The sequence below is a fragment of the Falsiroseomonas stagni DSM 19981 genome (assembly GCF_900114315.1).
GTDB classification, from domain to species: Bacteria; Pseudomonadota; Alphaproteobacteria; order Acetobacterales; family Acetobacteraceae; genus Falsiroseomonas; species Falsiroseomonas stagni.
In genome coordinates this window covers 1236212-1247953 of sequence record NZ_FOSQ01000001.1, presented here as the reverse complement: position 1 = coordinate 1247953, position 11742 = coordinate 1236212, and the positions used below count along the sequence as shown (strand labels likewise).

14 protein-coding genes are annotated in these 11742 nt (G+C 70.4%); 4 read left to right on the top strand and 10 right to left on the bottom strand.

Annotated features, from left to right (window positions below; genetic code table 11):
* Window position 1: 1 nt before the first annotated feature.
* The 3 genes from cobT to BM041_RS05810 all read right to left on the bottom strand — a co-directional run bounded on the left by cobT (window position 2) and on the right by BM041_RS05810 (window position 3616).
* On the bottom strand, window positions 2–1870 hold the full coding sequence (gene cobT, locus BM041_RS05820) for a cobaltochelatase subunit CobT (RefSeq protein WP_092956717.1): 1869 nt from the start codon (window positions 1868–1870) through the stop codon (window positions 2–4).
* Window positions 1871–1931: 61 nt separating this feature from the next.
* Window positions 1932–2942, bottom strand: coding sequence for a cobaltochelatase subunit CobS (gene cobS, locus BM041_RS05815; RefSeq protein WP_092956714.1), 1011 nt, complete (start codon window positions 2940–2942; stop codon window positions 1932–1934).
* 62 nt (window positions 2943–3004) lie between these two features.
* Complete coding sequence (locus BM041_RS05810; protein ID WP_092956711.1) at window positions 3005–3616, bottom strand: J domain-containing protein; 612 nt, start codon at window positions 3614–3616, stop codon at window positions 3005–3007.
* Window positions 3617–3704: 88 nt separating this feature from the next.
* Here BM041_RS05810 and BM041_RS05805 point away from each other — a divergent pair, with 88 nt between their 5' ends.
* Window positions 3705–4001, top strand: a complete 297-nt coding sequence (locus BM041_RS05805; protein WP_092956709.1) for a BolA family protein — start codon at window positions 3705–3707, stop codon at window positions 3999–4001.
* A gap of 1 nt (window position 4002) precedes the next feature.
* Here BM041_RS05805 and BM041_RS05800 read toward each other — a convergent pair whose 3' ends face one another.
* On the bottom strand, window positions 4003–4581 hold the full coding sequence (locus BM041_RS05800; RefSeq protein ID WP_092956706.1) for a DUF2889 domain-containing protein: 579 nt from the start codon (window positions 4579–4581) through the stop codon (window positions 4003–4005).
* A 90-nt stretch (window positions 4582–4671) separates the two neighbouring features.
* The gene (gene aroB, locus BM041_RS05795; protein ID WP_245761960.1) at window positions 4672–6417 is read right to left on the bottom strand and encodes a 3-dehydroquinate synthase; all 1746 of its coding nucleotides are present in this window, start codon (window positions 6415–6417) and stop codon (window positions 4672–4674) included.
* Between the two features lie 49 nt (window positions 6418–6466).
* Here aroB and BM041_RS30450 point away from each other — a divergent pair, with 49 nt between their 5' ends.
* Both BM041_RS30450 and BM041_RS05790 read left to right on the top strand, forming a co-directional pair.
* Complete coding sequence (locus tag BM041_RS30450) at window positions 6467–6613, top strand: hypothetical protein (protein WP_175533762.1); 147 nt, start codon at window positions 6467–6469, stop codon at window positions 6611–6613.
* A 6-nt stretch (window positions 6614–6619) separates the two neighbouring features.
* Window positions 6620–7513, top strand: a complete 894-nt coding sequence (locus BM041_RS05790) for a site-specific tyrosine recombinase XerD (RefSeq protein ID WP_092956700.1) — start codon at window positions 6620–6622, stop codon at window positions 7511–7513.
* Between the two features lie 108 nt (window positions 7514–7621).
* Here the strand turns inward: BM041_RS05790 and BM041_RS05785 are convergent, their stop codons facing one another.
* Genes BM041_RS05785 through BM041_RS05775 form a run of 3 tightly spaced genes read right to left on the bottom strand, consistent with a single transcriptional unit; the run spans window position 7622 to window position 9527 of the window.
* On the bottom strand, window positions 7622–7999 hold the full coding sequence (locus BM041_RS05785; protein WP_092956697.1) for a hypothetical protein: 378 nt from the start codon (window positions 7997–7999) through the stop codon (window positions 7622–7624).
* 5 nt (window positions 8000–8004) lie between these two features.
* Window positions 8005–8763 (bottom strand): SDR family NAD(P)-dependent oxidoreductase, encoded by a 759-nt coding sequence (locus BM041_RS05780; RefSeq protein WP_092956694.1) that lies wholly within the window; start codon window positions 8761–8763, stop codon window positions 8005–8007.
* 41 nt (window positions 8764–8804) lie between these two features.
* On the bottom strand, window positions 8805–9527 hold the full coding sequence (locus tag BM041_RS05775) for a M48 family metallopeptidase (protein WP_092957555.1): 723 nt from the start codon (window positions 9525–9527) through the stop codon (window positions 8805–8807).
* Window positions 9528–9602: 75 nt separating this feature from the next.
* On the opposite strand from BM041_RS05775, the gene BM041_RS05770 reads away from it, so the two are divergent.
* A complete protein-coding gene (locus BM041_RS05770; RefSeq protein ID WP_175533761.1) occupies window positions 9603–10487 on the top strand; it encodes a DMT family transporter in 885 nt (294 codons plus the stop codon).
* On the opposite strand, the gene BM041_RS05765 is transcribed toward BM041_RS05770, so the two are convergent.
* Entirely contained in the window at window positions 10475–10789 is a 315-nt protein-coding gene (locus BM041_RS05765; RefSeq protein WP_092956688.1) for a cupin domain-containing protein, read from the bottom strand. The two genes, BM041_RS05770 and BM041_RS05765, sit on opposite strands and share 13 nt — an antisense overlap.
* Window positions 10786–11724, bottom strand: coding sequence for a dihydrodipicolinate synthase family protein (locus BM041_RS05760; protein WP_175533760.1), 939 nt, complete (start codon window positions 11722–11724; stop codon window positions 10786–10788). Before BM041_RS05760 ends, BM041_RS05765 begins: the two co-directional genes overlap by 4 nt.
* Window positions 11725–11742 lie beyond the last annotated feature (18 nt).

Genomic DNA, 11742 nt, shown 5'->3' with positions numbered 1-11742 from the left:
ATCAGGCGACGAGCGGGGACCGCTCCGCCGCGGCCCTCTGCCAGGCCATCGCCGCATCCTCATCGAAGAGTTCGGCGAGCTTCTTCATCATGGTGCCGCCCAGTTCCTCGGCATCCACGATGGTGACGGCGCGGCGGTAGTAGCGGGTGACGTCGTGGCCGATGCCGATGGCGATCAGCTCCACCGCCTCCCGCCCCTCGATCTCCCCGATCACCTTGCGCAGATGGCGTTCCAGGTAGTTGCCGGGGTTCACGGAGAGCGTGCTGTCATCGACCGGCGCGCCATCGCTGATCACCATCAGGATGCGGCGGTGTTCGGACCGCTGGAGCAGGCGCTTATAGGCCCATTCCAGCGCCTCGCCGTCGATGTTCTCCTTCAGCAGCCCCTCGCGCAGCATCAGGCCCAGATTCTTGCGCGCGCGGCGCCAGGGGGCATCGGCGGCCTTGTAGACGACGTGGCGGAGGTCGTTCAGGCGGCCCGGATTGCGCGGCTTGCCTTCCTGCACCCAGCGTTCGCGGCTCTGCCCGCCCTTCCAGGCGCGGGTGGTGAAACCCAGGATTTCCGTCTTCACCGCGCAGCGTTCCAGCGTGCGGGCCAGGATGTCGCAGCACATGGCGGCGACCGTGATCGGCCGGCCGCGCATGGACCCCGAATTATCGATCAGCAGCGTCACGACCGTGTCGCGGAAATCGGCCTCGCGCTCCCGCTTGTAGGACAGCGACAGCATCGGGTTCACGACCACGCGGGCCAGGCGGGAGACGTCGAGGATGCCTTCCTCGAGGTCGAATTCCCAGGCGCGCTGCTGCTGCGCCATCAGCCGGCGCTGGAGGCGGTTGGCGAGCTTGGAGACGACGCCCTGGAGGTGGGAGAGCTGCTGGTCGAGCTGCTGGCGCAGCCGGGCCAGTTCCTCCGCATCGCAGAGGTCGTCGGCGTCCACCACCTCGTCGAAGCTGCGGTTGTAGGCGCGGTAGACGGAGGCGTCGTCCACCTGCGGCACCTCGCGCCGCTGCTGCGGGCCGCCCGGGCGGTCATCGCCCTCGGCGGCGGCGCCTTCCTCCTCGCCCTCCTCAGTCTCATCCTCGGCGGCGTCGCCCTGCATGGTCTCGGGCTGCGCGCCGAGCATGCTTTCCGTGTCCTGGGCCTGGGCCTCGCCCTCCCCGGACTGATCCTGCTGGGAGGAGGTCTCGCCGCCCTCCCCTTCTTCCTCATCCTGCTCGGCCTCGGCCTCGACCTCGGCCTCCGCCAGGTCCAGCGCCGCCAGCAGCTTGCGGGCGGCCCTGCCGAAGGCGTCCTGGTTGCCCTGGGCGGCGGCCATTTCCGCCAATGCGGATTCGCCCTTTTCGCCCACGGAGTCGCGCCAGAGGTCGAGCACCCGGCGGGCGGCGGGGGGGACGGGTTCGCCGGAGAGGCGTTCGCGCGCGAGCAGGCCCAGCGCCGCGGGCAGCGGCAGCTGGTCCTTCCGCGTCATCCGGTCGTAGCCCTCGGCCTCGCACTGTTCCGACAGGCGGGCGCGGAGGTTGGCGGCGACGCCGGCCATGTGCTGGCTGCCGATGACCTCGACGCGCACATCCTCCAGCGCGTCGAAGACCTCCCGCGCCTCACGCCGCTGCGGCACGCGGGCGTTGTGGACGCCTTCGTCGTGGTGGCGGAGCTTCAGCGCGATGGCATCCGCGGCACCGCGGAGTTTCGCCATCTCGCTGGGCGGCAAGGCGCGCGTCGGCAGCGGCAGGCGGGCGCGCTTGCCGGCCAGGCCGGAGGGGCCGGGCTGGTAGGCCACCTGCACTTCCGGCACCTGCGCCATGGCGCGCAGCGCCCCGGCGGTGGCGCGCTTGAACTCCTCCTGCCGGGTCTGGTCCTTGGTGTTTGCCATGGGGCTCCGCTCCGCCATCAACGATTAGCCGGCCCGGGGCTGCTGCCCCAGGCCGGAAGCCTCACCCCGCCTTGCGGAGCAGGCTGCCGCTCGGCAGTTCCTCGTTGAAGCAGCGCTGGTAGTACTCCGCCACCGTGCCGCGCTCGGCCTCGTCGCATTTGTTGAGGAAGCTGAGGCGGAAGGCGAAGCCGACATCGCCGAAGATCTTGGCGTTCTCGGCCCAGGTGATGACGGTGCGGGGCGACATCACGGTGGAGATGTCGCCGGCGATGAAGCCCGCGCGCGTCAGGTCCGCCAGCGCCACCATGGCTTCCGTCTGGCGCTTCGCCTTGGCGTCCTTCTCGTCCAGGCCGAGCTTGGCCATGACGATCTGCGTCTCCTGCGCATGCGGCAGGTAGTTCAGCGTCGCCACGATGTTCCAGCGGTCCATCTGGCCCTGGTTGATCTGCTGCGTGCCGTGATAGAGGCCGGTCGTATCGCCGAGGCCGACGGTATTGGCGGTCGCGAACAGGCGGAAGCCGCGATGCGGGCGGATGACCTTGTTCTGGTCCAGCAGCGTCAGCTTGCCTTCGACTTCCAGCACGCGCTGGATCACGAACATCACGTCAGGCCGGCCGGCATCGTATTCGTCGAAGACCAGCGCGCAGGGGTGCTGCAGCGCCCAGGGCAGGATGCCTTCGCGGAATTCCGTGATCTGCTTGCCGTCCTTGAGGACGATGGCGTCCTTGCCGATCAGGTCGATGCGGCTGATGTGGCTGTCCAGGTTCACGCGGATGCAGGGCCAGTTCAGCCGTGCAGCGACCTGTTCGATATGCGTGGACTTGCCCGTGCCGTGATAGCCCTGGACCATCACGCGGCGGTTATGCGCGAAGCCCGCGAGGATCGCGAGCGTCGTCTCCCGGTCGAAGCGGTAGGAGCTGTCGATCTCCGGCACATGTTCGGTGCGAAGCGAGAAGGCCGGGACCGTCAGGTCGCTGTCGATGCCGAAGACCTCGCGCACATTCACGCTGGTGTCGGGCATGTCGATCGCGGCGGTGGGACGGGTCTCGGTGGGGCTGGCGGCCTTGGTCATCTCTGGGTCCGGCTGTGGCATCGGGTTGATCCTAGGGCGGTGGCGGCGGCGCGGCTACCCACTCAGCCCTGCTTGGCGGCGGGAGTGGCGGCGCGGCCGGGAAGGGCGCGGCGGAGCAGGCTGTAGGCGCGGCTGATATCCTTCAGCCGTTCCTCCCCCTGGCGGTCGCCGCCATTGGCATCGGGATGGTAGCGCTTGGCGAGTTCCTTGTAGCGCCCGCGCAGCGTCACCGCATCGATGGGCCATGCCAGGCCGAGAACGTCGAGCGCCGCGCGCAGTTCGGGCGGCGGTTCATCCGCCCGGGGCGCCGGGCGGCGGCGCTGGGCATGGAGCGGCGTATCCTTCAGCATCCCGAGCGGGTCGCGGAACATCTCCGGGTGGTCGAAGGGGTTGGCGCCGCCGAGCCGGCCGAGCGGCCAGGTGGGGCGCTGCCAGCCGGCATCGTTGCGGATATTCGCCTCGATCTCCCCGGGCGCCATGCCTTTGTAGTAGTCCCAGGCGCGATTGTATTCGCGCACATGCTCCAGGCAGAACCAGCGGTACTGGTTCAGCGCGGCGCGATCGCGGGGCGCGCGGAAGCCCCCGGGCTCCGCACAGCCCGGCGATTCACAGGGACGCGCGGGCGCTTCCGGCTCCGCGGTCGCCAATCCGATACGGTCGCCTCGTCGCGCCATGCGGGACTTATGGTCGCGGCATCCGGGGTGCGCAAGGCAGACCCGTCATGCCTTGCGCGGGGCTTCACGCGGCGGCAGGAAGCCCCACATGACAGCCATGAACACGCAGAACCGCGCCGCCCGCATCGAGGCCGCGATCCGCACCGCCTTCGCCGCGCGCGAGATCACCGTGCAGGACGACAGCGCGCTGCATGCGGGCCATGCCGGCGCGCGGCCGGGGGGCGAGACGCACTACACGCTGCGCATCGTCGCCGATGCCTTTGCCGGGCAGAGCCGCGTCGCGCGGTCCCGCGCCGTCCATGCGGCGCTGGCGCCGGAGTTCGAGGCCGGGCTGCACGCCCTCTCCCTCCGGCTGCTGACGCCGGAGGAAGCGTCCCGGACCTAGCCTATTCCTCCATCGCCGCCTGGTGGCGGGCGACCACGGGGCTGTCCGGCGCATAGGCGAGGCAGGAGCCGATCGGCAGCTTGCGGATGGGGCCGGGCGGCGGCAGGCCCGCTTCCTTCAGCCGCGCCGCTTCCTCCCTTGCCTTGCGCCATTTCAACGGGCCGATGGTCTGGAACGCCACCGTCGCCATCTGCGCCAGCAATTCGCGGAGGTGGGTGCAGCCGACGGACCCGCCCACCCTGTCCTTCACCGCGCGATTGAAGCCGACGCCGATGGAAACGCCGGCCAATGCGGAAAAATTGGGTGCGGCGCCGGGGCAGACGGCGTAGGGGGCGAAGTCGGTGGAGGCTTCGCAGGCGCGGATCACCATGTCCTCCCCCACCACCAGGCGAAGCCACATGCCGTGCAGGGGTTCGCCGGCGGGGATGGCGCCGCGGTCCATGTTCTCGAAGGCGTAGGTCTTGGTGTCCACCAGGTGGGCTTCGATGTCGTAGAGGCCATCCGCGCGCGCGAAACCCTGCATCTCGATCGCTCGGGTGTGGATGAGGCGACGATCGGTTTCGGGCGCGGACAGCGGCATGGGGGTCCCCCGGCGATGGTGCGGTGCGGGATGACCCTAGCGGCTGGGGGACAAGGCGGGAATGCCGGGGCGGGAATGGCGGCGCGCCGCCTACTCCCCGCACCCCTCATCCCGCAGCAGCGTCTGCACCGCCAGCGGCGCCACGTCACTCGTGGTGAAACAGTCGCCCGGGGCGCGCAGCAGGATGAAGCGCATCGCCCCTTCCCGCGCCTTCTTGTCCTTGCGCATGCGGCCCATCAGCGCCTCCGCCGAGAACTTTCGCCCGAGGTCGCCGATCCGCGCCGGCAGCCCGACTTCCTGGAGGTGGGAGATCACCCGCCCCGGCAGTTCCTGGCTGCAATGGCCGAGGCGCGCGGAGAGCGCGGCGGCGAGGCCAAGGCCGACGGCCACGCCCTCCCCATGCAGCAATTCGCCGCCATAGCCGCATTCCGCTTCCAGCGCGTGGCCGAAGGTGTGGCCGAGGTTGAGCAGCGCGCGGCCGCCTTCCTCGCTCTCCTCCCGTTCATCCGCCGCGACGACGGCGGATTTCAGGCGGCAGGATTCCATCACGGCATGGGCCAGCGCGGCCGGGTCGCCGGCCACGGCCCGCGCGCCCTCGGCCTCGCACCAGTTCCAGAGTTCGCCTTGCAGCAGGCCATGCTTCGCGACTTCCGCGTAGCCGGCGCGGAGTTCGCGGGGCGGCAGGGTGCCCAGCACGCCGGTATCGGCCAGCACCAGCCGGGGCTGGTGGAAGGCGCCGACCAGGTTCTTGCCGAGGCTGAGATTGATGCCCGTCTTGCCACCCACCGAGCTGTCGACCTGCGCCAGCAGGGTGGTCGGGATCTGGATGAAGGTGAGGCCGCGCAGCGCCACCGCGGCCGCGAAGCCCGCCAGGTCACCCACCACGCCGCCGCCCAGCGCCACCACCGCGGTGCGGCGATCCGCCCCGGCGGCCAGCGCGGCTTCCAGCACGGATTGGAACTGGGCGAAGGATTTGCTCGCCTCCCCGGGCGGGACGGTGATGGCGGAGACGATGGTGATCCCGGCCTCCGCCAGCCCCGCGGTCAGGGTGGGCAAATGCAGCGCGGCGACATTCTCATCCGTGATGACCACGACGCGCCGCGCCGGCAGGACGGGGGCGATGAGGGCGCCGGCGCGGGCGACCAGCCCCTCGCCCACCAAGATGTCATAGGCCCGGTCGCCGAGCCGGACCGGCAGGCGGGAGGGGTCGCGATGGGCGGCCAGCGCCTCCATCACCCGGCGGGTCGTCGTCTCCGGCGGTTCGTCGGTGCAGTCCACGATCACGGGGGCCTCGGCAAAGGTGGGGTGGCGCGCCGTCATCAGGCGCTCCAGCACCTCACGCGGGTCCTTGTTGAGGAAGAGGGGCCGGTGTTCGCGGCCCGCGACGCGGCGGAGCAGGGTGGGCAGGGAACAGCGCAGCCAGACCGCGACGGCGCCGGAAGCCGCGACCGCGGCGCGGGTCCGGGCATCGGAGAAGGCGCCCCCACCGGTGGCCAGCACCAAAGGCGGCCCGGCCAGCAGCCGGGCGATGACGCGGCGTTCGCCATCCCGGAAATGCGGCTCCCCGTATCGCGTGAAGATCTCGGTGATCGGCAGGCCGGCGGCGGCCTCGATCTCCGTATCCGCATCGATGAAGGGCAGGCCCAGTTTTGTCGCCAGGCGCCGGCCGATGGAGGATTTGCCGGCCCCCGGCATGCCGACCAGCACGATGCTGCGAGCGGCCGCCGGATGGGGGGGCGCATGGGGGGCTGCCTCCGCGCCGAAGGGCGCGGGGGGGGCCGGGATGGGGCTGGCATCGAGGAGCGGCCAGGCCGGAAGGACGGTGTTGCGTGACACGATGCGCAACGCTAGCACAGCCTTGCCCGTGCGAGGATCCGCCCGACCGATGTTCCGCCACCCCATCCTGCTGCTGCTCGTGCTGCTGTTCGGGGTGGTCGTGCTCGGCCTGCTGGCGATCGGCGCCTTCCCGCCCACCGTGACGCCGCAACCGGTGGAGCGGACCGTGCCGGCGGAGCGCTTCGGCACGCGCTGACCGCCGATGGCGTCCTGGGACCGGCACACCGAATCCTTCCTGGAGATGCTGGCCGCGGAACGCGGCGCGGCGCGCAACACGATCAGCGCCTATGCCGCGGACCTCGAGGATTTCGGGGTGCATTGCCGGCAGCAGGGTGTGGCGCCGGCGGAGGCCGATGTGGAGGTGGTGCGATCCTACCTCCAGGGTCTTTCGGCCGCGGGGCTCGCGGCACGCACGGGGGCGCGGCGGCTATCCGCCCTGCGGCAGTATTTCCGCTTCCTGGCGCGAGAGGGCATCCGGGCGGATGACCCGACCGACCTCCTCCAGGGCCCGCGCCTGCCCGCCAGCCTGCCCAAGGCGCTGAGCGAGGCGGATGTGACCGCGCTGCTGGAAGGGGCGGCGGGGCTGCCGGGCGCGCGGGGGCACCTGGCGGTGGCGCTGGTGGAACTGCTCTACAGCAGCGGGCTGCGCGTCAGTGAATTGATCGCGCTGCCGGCCAATGCGCTGCGGCCGGGGCAGCCGCTGGTGGCGGTGACGGGCAAGGGCAACAAGGAAAGGCTGGTGCCGATCTCCGCCCGCGCGCGGGAAGCGGCGCTGGCGACGATGAAGGAATTGCCGAAGGGTGCGAAGCCCAGCCGCTGGCTGTTCCCCTCCCGCGCCGCGGGCGGGCACATCACGCGGCAGAATGTGGGGCTGATCCTGAAGGATGCCGCGAAGGCGGCGGGGCTCGACGAGGATCGCGTCAGCCCGCATGTGCTGCGGCACAGCTTCGCGTCGCATCTGCTGGGACATGGCGCCGACCTCCGCAGCCTGCAGATCCTGCTGGGCCATGCGGACATCGCGACGACGCAGATCTACACCAAGGTGCTGGAGGAACGGCTGAAGCGCCTGGTGGAGGAACACCACCCGCTGGCGTGAGGGAGCCTCAGAGCCTGTGAAAGAATCGAGCTTGAGCATTAATGCCCGTTGAAATCATCGGGCTTTTTCCTCGGATTCCAGCGCTTTCGGGCATTAATTCACAAGCTCTCAGAGCCGCCCGATCAGATCCCCGAAGCCCCAGACCAGCGTGCCCAGGATCAGCAGCGCGAAGCCCGCCTTCTCCATGATCTGGCGGTCGAGGTCGCGTTGCAGGCGCTTGAAGCTCTCCAGCCGCACGGTGCGTTCCGCGCCGTCCACCCGTTCCATGTCCTGCAGCAGCGCCATCAAATCGGCGCGCGCGATCAGCACCTTCCGGCTGGCCAGCACCAGGCCGAATGCCGTGATGATGGCGCCCGACCGCGCGAACCACATCCAGTCCGTGGTCGCGATGGACAGCCAGATGCCCGCCACCATGGCGGCGATGGTGGCGGCGGTGAAGCCCTGCACCACGCGGCGCAGCGCGCGCGATCCCTGCTCCGGCGCCACGCGGGTCAGCCCTTGTGGACGCGCAGCGGGCCGAAGCTCTGCGCCACCGGCATCAGCTGCATGGTGTTGATGTTGACGCGCGCGGGGCGGGAGACGGACCAGTGGACGGCATCCGCGATATCCTCCGGCGTCAGCGGATCCGTCCCCGCATAGGGGGCGGCGGCCTTGGCGGCATCGCCCTTGAAGCGCACGGCGCTGAATTCCGTGCCGCCCACCAGGCCGGGCTCGATCTCCGTCACGCGGATCTGCGTGCCGAAGAGGTCGGCGCGCAGGTTGTGGCTGAACTGGCGGACGAAGGCCTTGGTGGCGCCATAGACATTGCCGCCGGGATAGGGCCATTCGCCGGCGGTGGAGCCGATGTTCACGATGTGCCCGCGATCCCGCGCCACCATCCCCGGCAGCACGGCGCGCGTCACATACATCAGCCCCTTGCAGTTGGTGTCGACCATCGCGTCCCAGTCATCGAGGTCGGCGCCCTGTGCGGGATCGAGCCCGGCGGCCAGGCCCGCATTGTTCACCACGACGTCGATCACGCGGAAGCTGCCGGGCAGGGCATCGATCTCCGCCAGCACGGCCTTCCGGTCCCGCACATCCAGCGGCACGGAATGGCAGCGCGCGGGGCCAAGTTCCTCGACCAGCGAGGCCAGGCGGTCGCCACGCCGGCCGGTCGCGATGATGCGCCAGCCATCGGCGGCGAAGCGGCGGGCGATGGCCAGGCCAAAGCCCGCGGTCGCGCCGGTGACGAGGATGGTGCGCTCGGTCATGGCCGTTCCCTGTCGTTGCGGCGATCGATGTCGCCCCGGTTTCAGCCGACGCGCAAGAGCGCCGGCCCCTCCAGCCGCAGCCATTCCACCGCATCGTCGCGATTGGGCGTCAGCCGCGACACATGCGCCCAGAAGCGGGCGGAGTGGTTCAGCTCCTTCAGATGCGCGACCTCATGCGCCACGACGTAGTCCAGCACCCATTCCGGCGCCATGACCAGGCGCCAGGAGAAGGCGAGCGTGCCATCCGGCGCGCAGCTGCCCCAGCGGCTGCGCGTGTCCTTCAGCCGCAGCGCGCGCGGCTTCACGCCCAGCGCCGCGGCATGCGGGGCGAGCAGGGCGCGGATGCGGCGCCGCGCTTCGGCCCGCATGAAATCGCCGACGCGGCGGCGCAGGAAGGCGGGATCGCCGGCGACGATGATGCTGCTGCCATCGAGGAAGGCGCCACCCAGCGCCGCCGGATCATGGCGGATGCGATGCGGCGCGCCGCCCAGCAGCACCGTTGCATCGGCCTCGAACGGCGTGGCGGGGGCCAGGGCGGCCAGGCGTTCCATCACCCAGTCCGCATGTTCGCGCAGCAGCGCGAGGCCGGCGCGGCGCCCCTTGCCCGGCGGCAGGATGACGACGACGGCGCCATGCTTCGGGCAGATGCGCATGGAAACGCGGCGCGCGCGGGTGGAAGGCTGCCAGCGCACCAGGCAACGCGCCGGCGGCGCCAGATGGCCCTTCGCGGCGGGCAGCGTGATCAGTTCCGATTCGGGGAGCATCGCCCCACCATGGCGCGAAGGGCCTTCGCGATTCAACCGCTTGACATCCTTTGTCCTGACACGGTGTTAACGGGGATGCCCCAACGCCTTTCCATCGCCCTCGCGCTGCTTGCCCTCGGCGCCATCTGGGGGCTGACGCCGGCGATGGCGAAACTCGCGATGGCGCAAGGGATGAAGCCGCTCGGCGTCGCCACCATCGCGGCGGTGATCAGCGCCATCACGCTGCTGCTGGTCTGCGTGCGAAGCCGCGACATGCCGCGATGGACGCGGCCGCACTGGGTGCATTACGTCAGCGGCGGCTTCATCGGGCTGGCCTGCGCGAACCTCTTCGCCTTCACGGGGCTGATGCGCGCGCCGGCCGGGCTCTTCGCGCTGCTGGTGCCGCTGTCCGGGCTGCTCAGCACGGTGTTCTTCGCCATGGCGGGAATCGAACGCGCGACGCCGCGCATCGTCGCGGGCACGCTGCTGGGCGTGGCGGGCGTCGCGCTGGCGATGGCGCCGGGGGCGGCGCTGCCCGATCCCGCGCTGCTGCCCTGGGCGGCGCTGATGGTGCTGACGCCGGTCTGCTATGCCGCGTCCAACCTGCTGTCGGTAAAGCTTGCCGTGCCGGGGAGTTCGCCGCTGGCACAGGCGGCGGGCACGCTGGTGGGCGCGTCGGGATCGGTGCTGCTGATGGCGCTCGCCCTCGGCCATCTGGGTCCGCCGCCGAGCCTCGGCATCGCGCTGCTGCTGCTGGCGCAGGGCGTGATCACGGCCGCGGCCTATCTGATCTATTTCCGCCTGCTGGTCAGCGCGGGCGGGATGGTGACCAGCCAGGTCTCCTACCTCATCACGCTCGCCGGGCTGATCTACGGCTTCCTGCTGTTCGGGGAGGTGCCGGGCTGGCTGACCTTGCCAGCCGCGGCGCTCATCTTCTCAGGCCTGGCGCTGGTGACGCTTTCGAAGCGTCAGCCGGCATAGGCCTTCAGCTCGACCTCGACGAAGGACAGCGGCGCGGTGCCGGCATTGACCACATTGTGCTCCACGCCGAAGGCGCGGGCGTAGCTGACGCCGGCCTTGAGTTCCGCCGTCGCGGTCTGGCCGCCCGGCAGTTCCAGCAGCAGCGTGCCGTCGGTGATGGGCGTGACCACATAGGACATGCCGTGGCGGTGCCAGCCGGTCTCCGCGCCGGGATCGAAATCCCAGCGCGTGACGCGCACCTTGTCGTCGTCGATCTGTACCGTGCCCGTGGCGGGGGCACGGCATGTCAGCGGCGTGCTCACTCCGCCGCGGCCTTCATGCCCATGCCCGCCAGCGGCAGCGCGCCGGCGGCCTGCATCGCATCCCACGCCTTCTGGCCTTCATCGCCCACCAGCGGCAGATGCGGCGGGCGGATCACGCGCCAGCCATCATGGCCGGTGCTGCGGGCGATGATCTCCCGCAGCCCGGGGATGAGGGCGACCGCGGTCGCGGCCTTGCGCGTCGCGTCCAGCACGGCCTGAGCGGCATCGGCTTCCGGCCCCGTGCGCTTCTGGTAGACGATCTGGCCGAAGCGGGCATTGACGTTGGCGGCGGCGGTGATGCAGCCGGCGCCGCCCTCGGCCAGGATCTTCTGCACGAAATTGTCGGCGCCCGAATAGACCTCGAACCCATCCTTCGCGAAGTGGTCGATCATCGCCTTCATGTTGGCGTAGTCGCCCGAGGAATCCTTCACGCCCTTGATGACGCCGGGGAAGGCCTTCAGCAGCCGGCCGATGAGGTCGAGGCTGAAGGGCACGGCCGATTGCTGCGGGAAATGGTACAGGTAGAGGGCGATGCCGCCGCCGGTGCGGTTCACGACCTCGCTGAAATAGGCGAAGAGGCCGTCATCCGTCGGTGCCTTGTAGTAGAAAGGCGGCAGCACTAGCACGCCGCGGCAGCCCTGCGCCTTGGCGTGCTTCGTCAGCTCCACCGTATCGGTGAGGGAGGCGCAGCCCGTGCCGGGCATCAGGCGCGTCGCGGGCACGCCGCGCGCCACGATCCCTTCCAGGATCTCCTTCCGCTCATTGAAGCCGAAGCTGTTGGCCTCACCGGTCGTGCCGAGGATGCCGAGGCCGTTGCAGCCATTGGCCAGCAGCCACTTGCAATGCGCGGCATAGGTGTCGAGGTCCGGCGAGAGGTCGGGGTTCATCGCCGTCAGGGCTGCGGCGTTGATGCCGCCGAAAAGCGCGTCCTTCATGAGATCCGGGTCCTTCCC